Source organism: Stieleria marina, assembly GCA_007741555.1.
GTDB lineage: Bacteria > Planctomycetota > Planctomycetia > Pirellulales > Pirellulaceae > K23-9.
The window spans coordinates 992,706-1,008,768 of sequence record CP036526.1; the positions used below are offsets into that span (position 1 = coordinate 992,706).

At 53.4% G+C, this 16,063-nt stretch carries 13 protein-coding genes; all 13 read left to right on the forward strand.

Annotated elements, in window-relative coordinates; genetic code table 11:
• Positions 1-322: 322 nt before the first annotated feature.
• Positions 323-1,417, forward strand: coding sequence for a tetratricopeptide repeat protein (locus K239x_RS03550; RefSeq protein WP_145416283.1), 1,095 nt, complete (start codon positions 323-325; stop codon positions 1,415-1,417).
• 152 nt (positions 1,418-1,569) lie between these two features.
• Complete coding sequence (locus K239x_RS03555) at positions 1,570-2,619, forward strand: PEP-CTERM sorting domain-containing protein (protein ID WP_145416284.1); 1,050 nt, start codon at positions 1,570-1,572, stop codon at positions 2,617-2,619.
• A gap of 158 nt (positions 2,620-2,777) precedes the next feature.
• Positions 2,778-3,086 (forward strand): hypothetical protein, encoded by a 309-nt coding sequence (locus K239x_RS03560; protein WP_145416285.1) that lies wholly within the window; start codon positions 2,778-2,780, stop codon positions 3,084-3,086.
• Between the two features lie 836 nt (positions 3,087-3,922).
• Positions 3,923-5,773: a DUF1800 domain-containing protein gene (locus K239x_RS03565; RefSeq protein ID WP_419189631.1), complete on the forward strand. Its 1,851-nt coding sequence runs from the start codon at positions 3,923-3,925 to the stop codon at positions 5,771-5,773.
• A gap of 135 nt (positions 5,774-5,908) precedes the next feature.
• A complete protein-coding gene (locus K239x_RS03570; RefSeq protein WP_145416287.1) occupies positions 5,909-7,378 on the forward strand; it encodes a DUF1501 domain-containing protein in 1,470 nt (489 codons plus the stop codon).
• A 183-nt stretch (positions 7,379-7,561) separates the two neighbouring features.
• Positions 7,562-10,102 carry a secretin N-terminal domain-containing protein gene (locus tag K239x_RS03575; protein WP_419189632.1) on the forward strand — a complete coding sequence of 847 codons (2,541 nt, stop codon included), beginning with the start codon at positions 7,562-7,564 and terminating at the stop codon, positions 10,100-10,102.
• Positions 10,102-11,766 carry a GspE/PulE family protein gene (locus K239x_RS03580; protein WP_145416289.1) on the forward strand — a complete coding sequence of 555 codons (1,665 nt, stop codon included), beginning with the start codon at positions 10,102-10,104 and terminating at the stop codon, positions 11,764-11,766. Before K239x_RS03575 ends, K239x_RS03580 begins: the two co-directional genes overlap by 1 nt.
• Positions 11,766-12,971 carry a type II secretion system F family protein gene (locus K239x_RS03585; protein WP_145416290.1) on the forward strand — a complete coding sequence of 402 codons (1,206 nt, stop codon included), beginning with the start codon at positions 11,766-11,768 and terminating at the stop codon, positions 12,969-12,971. The genes K239x_RS03580 and K239x_RS03585 overlap by 1 nt, the downstream gene beginning before the upstream one ends.
• Positions 12,968-13,429, forward strand: a complete 462-nt coding sequence (gene gspG / locus K239x_RS03590; protein ID WP_419189633.1) for a type II secretion system major pseudopilin GspG — start codon at positions 12,968-12,970, stop codon at positions 13,427-13,429. The genes K239x_RS03585 and gspG overlap by 4 nt, the downstream gene beginning before the upstream one ends.
• Complete coding sequence (locus tag K239x_RS03595; protein ID WP_145416291.1) at positions 13,416-13,964, forward strand: prepilin-type N-terminal cleavage/methylation domain-containing protein; 549 nt, start codon at positions 13,416-13,418, stop codon at positions 13,962-13,964. Before gspG ends, K239x_RS03595 begins: the two co-directional genes overlap by 14 nt.
• Before the next feature lie 11 nt (positions 13,965-13,975).
• Positions 13,976-14,389, forward strand: a complete 414-nt coding sequence (locus tag K239x_RS03600) for a type II secretion system protein (RefSeq protein ID WP_419189634.1) — start codon at positions 13,976-13,978, stop codon at positions 14,387-14,389.
• Positions 14,390-14,391: 2 nt separating this feature from the next.
• Entirely contained in the window at positions 14,392-15,015 is a 624-nt protein-coding gene (locus tag K239x_RS03605; protein ID WP_145416293.1) for a prepilin-type N-terminal cleavage/methylation domain-containing protein, read from the forward strand.
• Positions 15,015-16,040, forward strand: a complete 1,026-nt coding sequence (locus K239x_RS03610) for a hypothetical protein (protein ID WP_145416294.1) — start codon at positions 15,015-15,017, stop codon at positions 16,038-16,040. The genes K239x_RS03605 and K239x_RS03610 overlap by 1 nt, the downstream gene beginning before the upstream one ends.
• The last annotated feature ends 23 nt before the right edge of the window (positions 16,041-16,063 follow it).

The following is a 16,063-nucleotide window of genomic DNA, read 5'->3' on the forward strand; positions in this document are numbered from 1 at the left end:
GTATATGTTTCGAGCTGCGATTGCCGTTTTATGCTTGATTTTGCTGGCGTTAGCGGCTTGTTCGTATTGGCTGGCGAAAGAGCCTGGCATTGCCCCAGGGCCCACTGCCGAAGACAAGTCTCCTGCATCTTTGGTGAGGTTGCAGGAGCGTCTTGACGATGCAAGGGATTTGCTGAAAGAAGGAAAGGATTCCGCAGCATCGAGCGAAATTCGGCGTTTAACGCAATTGCGTCCTGCGTTCTTGCCGGCCCATCAGTTTGTCGTCGAGCAGCACTTTGAAAGCGGTCAATTTCGATCAGATGTCACACATTTCCGAACACTCTTGCATCACTTGACGGTGTTGGCGGACCACGGTGATCTACCGGGCAAGCTTGCGTTAGTGCAAATGTACGTGGTCTCCAAGCAGACCCAAAAAGCTGTCGATCTGATCCGGACACTGGTTGTTAAACGTCCTGATCTCTATTTGCAGTTGGCAACGCTGTTGAGGGAGCAAGGAGAGGTCGAGTCTTCACGCCGTGCAGCCTCACGCGCGGCCGAACATTTCCGTCAAGTGATTCAGAACGAAGACGCTCATAACTACTCAGACTTTATCGCGCTCTCTAGATCACTATTGATTTTGAAGCAGCGAACTGAAGCGATCGACGTTCTGAGAACCGGAGTAAAAAAGTTTCCAGAGCTTGAGCCGACCCTTACACAGCATCTTGTTGAAAAGTCGGACCGATTGCGTGGTAACGACATCGCTCAGTCGACAAGGCTTCTCAGGGAAGCAGCTGAACTGTCTCCAGATGCTATCGCAGTCTGGATTCGAGTGTGTGAACTCCGCAATGAGACATGTATCTATGACAGAGCCAACACGATCCTTGCCACTTTCAAACGGCAACAGAAGAGCAATGGTGCGATCGACATTGTGCTCGGCGCCCAGGCATTTCTCGACGGACGAGTCGATCAAGCAGTCAACTCGCTTCAAAATGCCGTTGATCGTTCGACGATTAACTCACGTAATCATCAACTAGCGCTAAACAACTTGGCTTCCTACTTGGCCCAGGTCGATCCACCCAGGTTCGACCAAGCAAAAAGCCTGATCGATGGCCTCATTGCAGCCCATCCTCAGAATTCCGAGTATCTATTTACCCGTGGGAATATTCTGGCCGTTGAAGGGAAAGTCGAGGCGGCAGTCGTCGATTTGGAGGCGGCGTTATCGATGGGGGCCCGTGATCAACGTCTGGTTCAGAAGCTGGTGGGACTGTACGAGCAGCTTGGTCAAACTGTGAAAGCTGCAGCTTTGCGGGATCAGCAACAATGGTTTCTTGGGATGAAAGCAAGGACAACGTACGGTCCTAGGGAAAGCCTGGAGGGCAAACTATTCAGCGAGTCAGTCGATCAGGGAGCTTCCGAAGAGATCGTGGTGGAAGACTAGCCACCAATCGGGACGAGGGACATGCTTACACCTGCAGTTTGTTGGGCTCTATCCCGCACACTGCCCCTCTGGCGGATGATTGTTTGATCTGACCTCGCGGTTTGTTTAATTTACGCAACCCAGCTAGTCCGTGCATCAAAAGTGAGAAAATTATGGGCCATCGAATTATTGGAGCCCTCGCAGCGTTTTTTGTGGCCAGTGCTTTCGCCTTTGCAGCTCCCGTCAACATCGTTGCCAACATTTTGGATGGCGGGGGTGAGGGATTCAATGACGCGACATTGGGAGCAGCGCGAACCGGTGCTCTGCAATTTGCGCTCGATATTTGGGGCAATGCACTAGAAGCTTCTTACGTTGGTGAAACAGTTACGATTGACGTCCAGTTCAATCCACTTGGCGGCGGCGCAAATTCAGCGACGTTGGGATTTGCAGGCGCTTTGGGGTCTGGATTTGTTGCTGGCAACCCGCAGGGAAACAATGTCTTTTTCGCAGGCGGAATCCGCAACCATTTGAGTGGAGCGGATGTTGTGGCGGGTAGCGAAATGCAAGGTTTTTTCAATTCAGACGTTGATGGGAATACTGTTCTAGGAAATACGACTTTCTACTACGGCACTGACGGAATGGGCGGCGCAAACACAGTTGATTTCGTTGAAGTAGCGTTGCATGAAATTGGTCACGGTCTGGGGTTTGGAGGCACGATCGCGCCTTTTGATGCCGTTGGTGTAGAGATCACTGATCAGAACAACATCAACGATGGCACGCAGGTCCCGACAACTGCTCGCTATATAAATGGTGGTCTTTTCAACAGCTTTGACAATCAGGTTGTGCGAAAGAGCGACAGCGCGGCTCTTACCGGACTTACTGACGCTGAACGTATGACGGCAATTCTGAACGATGACATTCGCTGGAACGGAGCGAGCGGGGTCACCGCTGATTTGGAAGGCACGTATTCGACCGACTTTGGAGGCACACCTGCGGGTAATTGGAGATTAGGTTCTACGTATTCTCACGTAGACGAAGACGACTTTCCGCTGGAACTGATGAGTCCGATCGCGACCGTAGGCACAGGATTCGAGATAGATCCAATCACTCGCGGAATGATGTCTGACGTGGGGTGGACCGTAACAGCCGTTCCCGAGCCTTCCACTGTGTTTGCGATTATTTTGCTAGGTGGAGTTTCCTTCACCCGTCGCCGGCGGAATTAGGTCACGTTCGGATATTTACTGTCAAATACTTGCTTGAAGGTCCGGATGTTTGTCCCGATGGCGATCCATGTTATGACACAGGCTACGGTTTCCGTATTTCGGAGCTGAATGGCCGACGCTTTGAGTTCTGCTCCCCCCCACAAACCTGGAATGATGTCATGAAACGCTTTTTGAAGATCGCTGTGTTACCAGCACTCTTGATCGGTGCCTTCGCCGTTGCATCCGCCCCATCGGCTCAGGCGGTTGGGCCGTTCATCGGGCCGCACCATCGCCATATGGTTCGCCGAGCTGCGTTTCACCAACGCATTGCTCCCGTGCGACCTGTCGTGGTGGCCTATCGGGCACCCGTTGTTTATCCGATGGTCCGCCCTGTGATTACACCGGTAGTGACTCACCACGTTCACTATCCAGCCGTCGTGCCGGTCTATCGACCCGTTGTGACGTACAGCAGTTACTACGGTTACTAAACGCTTGCAGAGGAAAAGATTTGGCTCCCGCGCGAAGCTCGCGGGAGTTTCGGATCTCTGTCAAACTAGGTGCCGCCGCAGCAATGCGGCGGCTTTCTTTGTTGCATGAAAAGGAAAAGTCTGGCGTGACCGCGATTTTGCCTACGGACGATCACCAGCGTCCTGTGACGGTGTTTGGCGCGGAGAAGATTCGCGACACGTGTGCATGCTTCGCCGACGCACATTTATCTGGGAACGTTTGGTTTCGGCATTAAGTGTTTGACGAGACTGTTGGAAACGGACTCACCGCGTTCACGATCCAGTCGCTGGCCCCGTATATCAGCCGGTTGTGACTACGGCAGAACGATCGGGCCTATCTTTGCATCGACACATTCCGCCCTGCATCTGTCCCAGCCCGGATTCGACAGTCGCGCTGACAGTCATTTAGGTGTTAAGCCGCCAACGAGAGATACTCGATAGCGGTTTTCTTATTACGTGCTGGCGATAAATGCAAAGCAGGCGTGCTTGTCTGGCCAGGGGTGCGATGGGCAAGTGAGTGACAGGCAGATCCACCAATCGCGTACTTGAGATCTATCGGCCGGTGGATTCGAGGATAGCCATTTGGGTGGCGAATTGTCGACACAAAGGTGTGGTTAAGGTTAATCCGTTGACCCTTGAGCCAGCCCTCATTAGTCTGATCCAGAATCCGAGTGACCGTTGATTGACATTTTGAACCAAATGATCGTAAGAATTTTGTTCAATCCACAGTCGCTCGACCTTCTCTTCTCATTTCAAACGCAGCCTCGCACAAAGCCATGCGTTTGGACTTTTCAAGTTCTTATCATCGGAGAGTTCGCATGGTATCGCGACTGAAGTGGATGAACTGTTTCGCAGTTGTCCTTTTGTTGGCGGCGGTCAATTTTTCATCCGCCTATGCAGGAACCTTTGCCGTCAGTTCACGCTCGGACATGACAGAAAAAATGGTACGCATTCGAGCGACTCAGTTTTTGCAACGTGCCACGTTTGGGCCAACGCAGGCAGAAGTGGACGCGCTAACGTTGGAGATGATCGACAAGGGCGTGACGCAAGCGGCATCGGATTGGATCGACGCTCAGTTTGCGATGCAGCACACTTCGCATGTCGCCACTGCCAAGGCAATGCTGACGGCTGATGGGTGGGAAGACGACGAAGTGAGTGTTGGTATTACCCGTTACCGCTACCAAGCTTGGTGGCACAATGCGATTACGGCACCCGATCAATTGAAACAACGTGTGGCCTGGGCTTTGATGCAAATTTGTGTCGTCGGCCAAACGGGGTCCGGGTTCAATTCAACTTCCGAAGACAACTTGGGACAGCCGCGTTGGCTTGGGCTGAGCAACTACTATGACATGCTGCTTGAAAACAGTGACGATACTTACCGCGACGTGTTAGGCGACGTCACGTTCAGTCCGATCATGGGCGTGTATTTGAGTCACTTGCGAAATAAAAAAGGTGATCCTGCCAACGGCGTTTTCCCTGACGAAAATTATGCTCGTGAAATCATGCAATTGTTTTCCATTGGATTGTATGAACTGAAGCAGAACGGTGAGTACAAAAAGGATGCTCAGGGCGAAGACATTCCTACCTATGGCAATGAAGAAATCAAAGCGTTTGCGAGACTCTTTACCGGTCTGAACTACGCTGGCAGCACGACGGTCAGCAACGGTTCGTCGAATCTTCACACGCCGATGATCATGCACGAAAGTGGTCACGATCAGGATCCCAAGACGCTGCTGCAAGGCGTGACCCTTCCAGCGACTACCGATGGTGTCGCAGACATCAATGCTGGTCTAGACAACCTTTATGCTCATCCCAACGTTGCGCCGTTTATTTCGCGATTGCTGATCCAGCGATTGGTGCGATCGAATCCATCGAAAAGGTACCTGGGGCGAGTGTCGGCTGTATTTCGTGACAATGGTCAAGGCGTGCGAGGCGACTTGAAAGCTGTTGTCAAAGCAATTTTGCTAGACCGTGAGTGTTGGAATTCGATTCGGATCACTCGGGTACGCAGTCCGTTGTCGATCAAGGTTCGTGGTACTGGCACGGAACGCAGCCGGATGATGGAGCCAGTCGTGATGTATGCGTCGTTCATTCGGCGTTTCGGGAATGGCGTTTCGGTGACACATACTGACAACGACGACAACGTCACTACGCCAGATTCTGGTGGTTGGTACAAGTTGCCCGGTATGGGATACAACTGGTCGCAGCAGCCCTATAGTTCGCCAAGTGTGTTCAACTTTTATTCTCCCAACTACCAGCCCGCTGGACCGATCAGCTCGTTTACAGCATCAAAGAGGATTCCCAACCGTACGTTGTACGCACCGGAGTTTCAGTTGTTTGACGCGGTGGTCGCCAACCGAATGGCAAACCGATATCGCAACGACATTCGCGACGCAAAGTCTGACGTCAACACGGTCAATAATGCTAAGGCAGGCAAGGAAGAAATCGACGTTCTGTTGGATTTCTCTACCGAAGAGGCGTTGGCTGGTGATGCAGAAAGTTTGGTGGAACACTTGGACCTGACACTGTGTGCGGGAACGATGACCAACGCCATGCGAAATGCCCTCGTCGCTGCGATCAACGACGAACCGAACGCGTCAAATGCGAATCGAGCTCGTGGCGCGTTGCTGGCTGTGATGATGTCACCGGCAAATGTCATCGCCGAATGACGTTGAAGTGATTTGACACGTCACCTTGTCTGTTCAGTTGGCAGCGACAGCCTTCAACAAGATGACGTTTGGAATGCCAAGCTAACTGCTTGGCAATGGTTTCTTCTCATTGCTCTCATCTTTAAAGTACTCAACATGTCAAAATCAACTTCGCGTCGTCGTCGTGGTTCATCACCCGAAATTCAAGCTGATTCGCTTTCACGTCGTAACTTGCTGAAACTTGCTGGCGGTTGTTCCGCCATGTCGTCGACCGCCATTTTGTCTCAGCTACTCAATCTCCAGTTAACGCAGTGTGCGGTGGCGGATTCGGGGGGAGGCGAGGACTACAAGGCGTTGGTCTGCGTTTTCTTGCTCGGCGGCATCGACAGTTTCAATATGGTGACTCCGCATGTGCAGGAGGAGTACGACGCCTATGCAGGTGTTCGGACCAATCTGAGTCTAACGCGCGAAGAGATTCTTCCGATCAATACTGATATCAGTGATGGTGACAATAGCCGGACGCTTGGGATTCATCCGGGGATGCCTGAGATCCAGTCGCTTTACAACGCAGGCAACGCCGCTGTGGTTGCCAACGTTGGCAGTCTGGTATTTCCAACGACGAAAGCAAATTACGGCACCATCAAATTACCGCTGGGTTTATTCTCTCACTCGGACTTGATTCAACACTGGCAAACGTCGGTGCCACAATCGCGTTCACAAGTGACTGGGTGGGGCGGTCGTATGGCGGACTTGCTCAGTTCGACAACGAACGGCAATCCGAATATCTCGATGAACTTGGCACTTGGTTCGTTGAACATTTTTCAAACAGGATCGGACATTGTTCCCTACGTGGTCAATTCGTCCGGTGCAACGACGTTGTCGGGCTACGGCAGCAACAATGTTCAAGATCGGATCTATCGTAAATTTACGGATAACCTCTATCCGACGGGTGATAGTGAACTCGGACAAATGTATCGCGATTTGCTGCAGCGGACCTTGGCAAAAACCAAACGAGTCAGCATCGAAGCGGCGCAGTCGTTTAACGACGCCACGAGTGCCGAACCAACCACGGCTTTCCCAGACTCCAGTTTGGCAAACCAATTGAAGATGGTTGCCAAAGCGATCGCGGGCCGGAGTACTATTGGCCATGGCCGACAGATTTTCTTTGTCTCGGCCGGCGGCTGGGATCACCACGATGAAGTGCTGGACAAGCAAGCGGGTATGTTGCCAATGGTTAGCCAAGCACTCAGTGCGTTCTATCAAGAAACGGAGACATTGGGAGTTGCGGATTGCGTGACGACTTTTACCGCTTCGGACTTTGCCCGCACGCTGTCGACCAACGGCAACGGTAGTGACCACGCTTGGGGTGGCAACCATTTCGTGATCGGCGGCGGCGTCAACGGCGGAAAAGTCTACGGTGACTATCCCGAATCACTTGCTTTGAATAATGACCAGGACGTCGGTCGCGGCCGTCTGATCCCGACCACTTCGGTTGACGAATACAACGCTGAGCTAGCAATGTGGTTTGGAATCCAGAATGACAGCATGTTGACGGATGTTTTGCCTAATATCCGCAATTTTTATGCCAGCGGTGGTGCCACGGGACCACTCGGGTTCCTGACCTAAGGAACATTCGCAACACGCGTAGTCACCTTGATTGCGTAGACTGCGTGAAACAAGTTGACATCACCCGGGAAAGCTTGCTAACAGTCATGGATTGTTTAGCAAGCTTTCTCTGCTAGGTGCTCTCTGGTGATGCAATTCGTTGGCAATCGGTTTCGTTGTGCGTGGTCCCAAGGCCCACGTTTGATGCTGCTTGCCATCGAGCGTTTCGGGAGCAGCCACCGCCTTTTGTTGCAATTGACGGTCATAGGATGGCTGGTGGTTAGCGCTATTTCGCAGTCATCTGTCGCGCAAGACAATCTTGGCGGACTGGTGGGGCCCGAGGTTCAGACGCAACCTTTGCCGGTGCCCAAGCGTGCGATCGGTGGCGGTACCGTTCGAATGAACCTGCAAGGCAAAGTACCGCTGGATGCGTTGGTGGGCTACCTCTCCAAACGACTGAATATCCAGTTTGAATACGACGACGCCATTGCGGCCAAAGAGGTTTCGATACGGACGCCCGAGCAGGTGCCTGTTGAGTCGCTGATGACGCTGCTTGGTAATGTGCTGCGAACCGAAGGGTTGGCGCTGATTGATTCGGATCGAGCAGGCTGGAAGCGAATTGTCGAAGTACGCGACATGGCTTCGCTATCCGCGATCCGTCGAACTGCGCCGCCACGCCCCAGCAATCAAGTTTCCGATTCAGCGCCGCTGAACCCGGCCACGCCGGTCACCCAAGTATTCGTACTTCGTAACTTATCAGCGGAGTCGGTTGCGGAAGTACTGAAGCCATTTTTGAGCGGTGATGGGGCGAACCTCGCTTCGGTCGCAAAGTCCAATACGTTGATCGTGACCGATTACGCAGCGTCGATCGCAACACTCGCCGACCTAATTTACTTAGTCGATCAACCTGCTGGCAGTGCCGAACTAGTGATGTACGAAGTGCGTCACCAATCAGCGGATCGTTTGGCCAAACAAGTCGAAAGCTTGTTGAAATCCGTTTCGACCAAAGACAATCAAGTCAATTTGTCGATTGTGCCTCAGCCTTTGGGCAATCGAATCATGATCGCCGGCACCATGGACTTGGTCGCTCAAGCTCAGCAGATTTTGCTGCGGCTTGATATTGCCTTGGGGGTGACGACGGAGGTTTATCGCATCCGAAACACAACGGCTGCGAGAATTGATCGTTTGATCGGCGGATTCATCGAACCGCCCAACGATAGTGAGACGGCGTATCAGTCGACCGTCGACGAAGAAGGGAACTTGTTGATCGTCCGTGCGCCGGAAGACGTGCACCGACAGATCAAGGATCTGATCGCACAGCTGGATTCAAAAATCGACACCAACGAAAGTCCGATTCAGTTTTACAAGCTAAAGAACGCTAGTGCGATCGACGTTCTGTACTCACTGTTGGCTCTGCAAGAAGCAGTGGGGGCCGGAGTCGGTAACAACGGCGGATTCTACGGCGCTCTGGGCGGAGTTGCACAAACCGGATTCGTCGGCAACGGTTTTCCCGGCGCATTTAATCCCGCGCTGGGTGCTAACCAAGCGTTTGGCGGATTTCAAGCGGGCAACGCACTGAACAACCAGGTCACATCGCTGCCGCTAAATCCCATCTCGAACTCGCGTCAGTCATTGGCTCAGCAGCCGTCTAATCCATTGGCCCGTCCCACATTGGCGGCCGGGAACGGTGGTTTTGGCAACAACCAAATCGCTGGTAACCGATCTGCAAATCAGTTGGCGGGTGGTGTTGCGAATGGTGGAATTGCAGGTGGCGGTTTTTCGCAAGGGCAGGGCGGGGGCACGGTGGCAACGCTGCCAGGCGGTGCTCGTGTTTCGGCCGATGTTTCGACCAACAGTTTGATTGTTTACGCGCCGTCGAATGTTCAACCCATGTACGCCAAACTGATCGAGTCGCTTGATCAACGTCGGCCGCAAGTTTTGATCGAAGCCAAAGTGATCGCAGTGAGTACGACGGACAACTACACACTGGGGGTAGAAGTCTCGGCAGGTGATCGTAGCGGAGCGAAGCGGTTGTTTAAGTTTTCTTCGTTCGGATTGAGCGAAGTGGATGCGGACACGGGCGCGTTGAAGATTACACCGGGGCTTGGTTTCAACGGAACGTTGATCGACCCTGATGTGGCTGACATTGTCGTTCGCGCTTTGGCCCAACACGATCGATCCCGTGTCTTGGCGGCCCCCAAAATCTTAGTCAACGACAATAGCACCGGAACACTGGAGAGCGTCGTCAGCGTGCCTTTTACCAGTGTGAACGCATCCGATACCGTCGCGACGACCAGTCTGGGCGGAGATCAATCCGCTGGCACCGTGATCACCGTGACGCCACATATCAACGAAGACGACCATTTGCAGTTAGAATTTGATGTCGAGTTCAGCACGTTTGAGGGATCCGGCGCAGACGGCTTGCCTCCACCTCGTCAGATCGACCGTGTCGGCAGCATTGTCACAATCCCCAACGGAAAAACGGTAGTCGTTGGCGGATTGAAACGCGTCTCCAGCAGCGAAGAGTTTAAGGGGATGCCTTGGGCGGAACGTATTCCGGTCCTCCGAGAGTTGACCAGTCGTACTGATGACATGCATCGTTCGACGTCGTTCTTTCTTTTCATCCGTCCGATCGTTTTACGCGATTCGCGGTTTGCAGACCTGAAGTATTTGTCCGACAATGATTTGAAAGATGTCCAGTTGCCGTGCGACTTGCCGGCCAGTCGCCCCGAATTGATTCATTGATGAACTCCAGCAGCCAATCGCTTCCCGATGACAGTCCTGAAGCGATCGGAGTTGCCAAGGAGAACGGGTCTGCCAAGGAGGACGGGGGTGCCAAACCGAACGGAGTTGCCCAAACGAATGGGCAGCTGCAAGAGTTGGCGTCGCAGTTGAATTTGCCCATCCATGATTCGTTGGATGCTTGGCAAGTCTCCGAGTCATTCTTGCAAGCGATTCCTATCGGCCACGCTCGACAGCATGGAATTATTGGACTGCGCGGACTTGATTCGGATGACAGCGAATCGGTTGTTTTGGCAATCAGCCGACAAGAAGCGTGGTCGCAGCGAGACATCATGGCGCGGCGATTGGGCGTGGATGTAACGGTGCTCTTGGCGTCACCGCAAACCGTGTTGGCCGCCATCGATAGTGCTTACTCTGGGCGCGGTAGTGACGCGAGTGGTGCACTTAGCGGTATCGATACGTCCGACGCCAGCGAGCAGCTGGCATTGTTGGCTGCGCGAGAGGACTTGCTGGATTCGGACACTCGCGCGCCGGTGATTCGCTTGGTCAATCAACTTTTGTTCGATGCCGTTGTTGCCGGTGCGTCGGACATTCACATTCAACCGTACGAAGATCGCTTGCAAGTTCGGCAGCGGATCGACGGAGTTTTGTTTGACACGTTTGTGATCCCCAAATCGATTCAGGAAGAAGTTCTCACGCGGGTCAAAGTTTTAGGACGAATGAACATTGCCGAGAAGCGTTTGCCACAGGACGGGCGAGCGACGGTGCAGTTGGGGCATCGCGTGGTTGATTTGCGAATCGCTTCTTTGCCGACCAGCCATAACGAACGCATCGTGATTCGTTTGTTAGACAAAAGTGCACGACGATACACGCTGGACGACCTTGGTATGCCCAGCAAGATGCGAACGCACTGGCAAAAATTGATCGGGATTGATCACGGTTTGATTTTGGTGACCGGTCCGACAGGAAGCGGAAAAAGCACGACGCTCTACAGTGCACTGCAATCACTGAATTCGGCTCAGTCGAACATCCTGACATTGGAAGACCCGATCGAATATCAATTGGATGGAATCAGCCAAACACAAATCAACGAACGAAAAGGCTTAACGTTCGCGTCGGGAATGCGAAGTCTGTTGCGGCAGGACCCCGACATCATCATGGTTGGTGAGATCCGCGATGAGGAAACGGCGAACATGGCGATCCAAGCATCGCTGACTGGGCACCTTGTTTTTAGCACGTTGCACACGAACGATGCTGCGAGCGCCGTAACCCGGCTATTGGATTTGGGAGTGCAACCTTATCTAGTTGCTAGTTCGTTGGTCGCGTCGCTGGCACAGCGGTTGGTGCGGACGTTGTGTCCCACGTGCCGTGTGGAAAATGACTCTCGCCCCGTCGGATGCGACGATTGCCGCCAAACAGGGTATCGCGGCCGTGTCGGGCTTTTTGAATTGTTGGTGGTCGATGACGTTTGTCGTCAACACATTCAGCAGCGAAGTGGTTCGTCCCAGATTCGCGACTCAGCGATCGCGGCGGGAATGACGTTGTTAGCCACTGATGGACGAGAAAAAATCGACCAAGGGATCACCACACTTCAAGAAGTTGTTCGCGTCACGCAAATCAGTGACGAAGATCCCGCGGCGTTTGACTCCAAGAACGTGGGTGACTGATGCCCATCTATTCTTACGCTGGTGTTGATGACAGCGGCCAAAGTGTCAAAGGAACTGTATCTGCCGAATCTCCGCGTGGCGGCCGCGATCAGTTGCGTGATCAGGGCGTGCAAGTTCAGTCGCTTTCGGAAATCAAACGCACTGATCAGCGTTCGTGGTGGCAAATCATTAGCCAGCGACGGGCTCGCTACCAATGGGGCGGCGCGGCACACGAATTGTCGATGTTGTTGCGAGCCGGCATTTCGGTGGATGAAGCTCTGGAGATTTTGGCACAGCAGTATCGTGGTGCGCTGCGCGACGCATTGAAGCGTTTGCACGATCAGATTTCTGCCGGACGATCGCTGGCCGAAGCGATGGCGGAAGAGCCTGGCGTGTTTGACGTCGCGTCCATTCGCTTGGTCGAAGTGGGCGAAAACGCAGGGACGCTGGAGTTGGTGCTGGATCAATTGGCTGATTTTAAACAGCGGCTCTCGGAGTTCGGCGACAAGGTGGCGACGGCGTTGATGTACCCCGTGTTCTTGTTGGTGTTTGGCACCGCAGCAATGATTTTTCTGATGACATGGGTGTTGCCACCGCTGCTGGAGAATTTGCAGGAGACTTTGACACAAATCCCTTGGCCGACGCGAGTTGCAAAGTTTGCCAGTGACGCGCTGGTGCATCACGGAGGAAAGTTATTGTTGGTGATTGCCGCAGTGTCGATCGTTGTCATTGCCCTGGTTCGTTCGGAAAAGGGGCAAGTCTGGATTCATCACAGGCTGCTCCGCTTGCCTCTGTTGGGGCCACTCTTGATCAAACAACACGTTGCGCGCGTTTCCATGGTGATTGGTCTTTTGCTCCGCAGCGGTATTCCGCTGAACGAAGCGTTGGAATTGGCGGCGCGGTCAACACAAAATCGGGTCGTGAAAGATTGTTTGTATGACTGCAGTCGTGACCTAACGGCAGGACGCGATTTGGCAGGTTCGCTGAAGCAGTCGGGTGTATTTCCGCCACTTGCGGTACGTGTTTTTTCGGTCGGACAGGACAGCGGTCAGCTAGATCAGATGCTCATTCGGCTAGGCGAAGACTATAATCATCAAGTGCAGATTGCTTCGACACGTGTTGCAACTCTACTCGAACCGGCGATGATCCTGTTGATGGCAGTTTTGGTCGGTTTCCTTCTCGTCGCTACCATCCTTCCTATTCTTCAAGCCGGACAAATGCTTTGAACGACACTCTCAATCCCAATGTTCGTCTCGGCGCGACTTCATCAGGAAAGGCACGGTCGGCGTTTTCGTTGGTGGAACTGATTGTGGTGATGGTGATCATCGGGCTGTTAAGCAGTTTGGTCGCCGTGCAGACACGCAGCTATTTGATCGCGAGCAAGCAGAATGCTGCGCGAGCAGAGATTTCGACGATCGTCAGTGCGTTGGAAACGTTCTTTGCAGACCAGTCGCGTTATCCAAGCAACGAAGAGGGCTTGGAAATTTTGACGCAAGGAACGAACGCGTTTCCCGATGGCTTCATCAAGAAGCTTCCCAAAGATCCGTGGGGCAACGCGTACGAGTACATCAGCCCCGCCACCGAAGCACCGTTTGAAATCTTGTCGTTCGGTGGTGACGGCAAGGAAGGCGGCGAAGGTGGCGACAGCGACCTTAGCAGCGAGGCACTTGATGAAGGCCGCTAGGGGCACAAACGCTTCCTTTGGCGGCGTTTCATCGCGAAACGGTTTCACGCTGATTGAAATGGTCGTTGTCGTGCTCTTGTTGGCCGTCATATCGGGCGTGGGATTTCTGTCGGTTCGATCGACATTGGCACAAGCGTCGCTTCAGCATGTGGTTTCTCAGATCATTGCACTGGATGCGCAAGAACGCGCCGCAGCACGCTCGAATCCGGCGGGCGGCAGAATGCAAGTGCTATCGGACCACGAACTTCGTTGTCGACTTTCCAATCGCAGTGTTCGAATCGCCGGCGATCTTTCGATTAGCCGATTACTGCGACTGACCCCCAGTGCCACACTTCAAGACGTCGCAGAGATTTCGTTTTTCTTGTCCGGCAACAGCCCGACTTATGCGGTCGAGATTACGGATGCAAAGGACGTGCGTTCGTGGGTGGTTGTCTTAGGGACCAGCGGACAAGCGTTTCCGGTGGCGAGTGAAGTGGAACTGTTGGCGATGGTTTCGGCGAGTCGGGTTTCCGCGAGTAGGGGTTCTGCCAGATGAACGTGAGGCAATTGACGACCCAACGGTCACGACGCGACCGTACTGGATTCACGCTGTTAGAAGTCGTGATTGGAGTGATGTTGATGGCAAGTTTGGTCGTCGGTTCGCTGACGGCGCTCTCGCGTTACCGAAGTTCGTTGGCCATGGCTGCACGCAAACGACAAGCCATGGTTGTTGCTGACGATCTGCTGAATGTTTGGGTGCAATCGAGCAACGGATTGCCTGGCGCATCAGTGGGCGAAGTGGGGGGCGAATCCTTGTTCCGTTGGCAAACGCGGGTGTTGTCGCAGCGATTGATATGTGGAGTGCAAACAGAGGTCGTTCGCTTGGAAATCTATCACCCGCAGTCAAGCAATGTTGCCCCCTATCCGCTGGCAACGGTTGACTACGTTCGTGGCGCTGCTTCGTTACAGCGGGGATTCTGAGCATGAAAATTCGCAACGATCCATCCTGTAGGTCAGCGTTCACGTTGATCGAAATGGTTGTCGCGACCGTGCTTTCGGCGATTTTGCTGGTCGTTTTGTTGGGGGTCAGTCGTCAAACATTGATGCTGCGGGATTCGGCCATGCGAATAGCAGAACAACTGGCAGGAACCGAATTGTTGGAGGATCAATTTCAACGCGACTTTTCCCAAGCCGATCGATTGACGGTGTTGCCTGATGGTGTGTTGTTGCAAGGAGCGATCTACCGTAGCGATGGTGGTCTGATTTCCAACCATCAAACCGCGACCGTTCGCTACCGCGTGATGTTGTTGCCAAGTTCCAAAGAGCCGATCGTTCCGTGGTTGTTTCGTGAACAGTGGCAAGTCGATCCCAGCACAAACCAAATCGTCGGTGCGATGAGCCAGCCAATATGGCGAGGCACCGCTGCGATGACGATTTCCAGCAATACGATCGCTGCATTGTCGAATCGCAGCGATGACGAAGGTCTCTTGGGCGACGATTCGCAAGTTCCCGTCGATGCGATGCCGGAGAATGTGCAGATCCATTTATTGGATTCGAACGGCAACGTGTTTCTCCGGCAGACCATCCATCATCATTGGGAAGAATAATGCATCACTCTCATTTGAATCGGCGGCAACGTGTGAAACGCACGAATCGACAGGGCGTCGTGTTGTTGATTGTGTTGGTTGCGATCGTAGTTTTGGGCGCTGCGCTAACACAGGTGGCGCGAGCCAATTCGCGAGCGAACATTGCGGTGCAACGTCAGCAACGGGCGTTGCAGCAGCGGTGGGGAATGCTGACTTGTCAGCGAGCGGTTTTGCCAGCAGGGCAGGGGGCTTTTTTGGGAAGCGATTTCGTTGCCAAGCAGTCAGCGAAGTTGCGACAAAAGTATCGGCATCAAATCGCCGACCAAGTCGAACTTGGCGGGCAGAAATTTGACTTGCTGTTAGCGGACGAGGATGCAAAAGCGAATTTGAACGCGATCTACGATTTGGGTGGCACGTCAGCGTGCGAAAAAGCGATGCGTGATACGATCGATTTGGGAGACTCTCGCAGTATTCAACTCCGTCCGCAGCGACGTAGCTTGGGTGAATTCGATGCAGCCGTTTCCAGGGCGGGATCATCACGCCTGGGCAATCAACAGTCGGGTTCCGATCAAGGGGATGACGACGAAGCAGCAGACGAAATCGAGCCTGGTTTCTTGCCTCCCGCATTTCGCAGTTGGGGGGATGTGCTGGACTTTGATGCAGTCATTCAAAACGCGGGGGATGTGCGTCAGATCGCCAAGACGACGCAAAATGTGACGCTCTGGGGCACTGGCCGGCTGAATGTCTGGCGTGCTTCGGACGACGCGATCATTGCGGTTTGTCGCGAAGTTGTTCAAGATGGATTGGCCCGACGCATCCAACAGAGAGTACGGACGGCACCTTTGTCACAAATTGACTTGGTTTTACGACAAACCGTCACGAACGAAGAAGATCGCCGGAAAGTCAGCGAGTTGCTTGCCGATAGCAGTCAATGTGCGTCTCTATGGGTCGAAGCCAATGACGGTCAAACGCGACGACAGCAGTTGTCGGTTTTGATTTCCGATGAAACCGGATTGACCCGCACAATCGTTTTTCAGTTTCCCTAGTCTCATTTGTCAGCTGCCCGTCA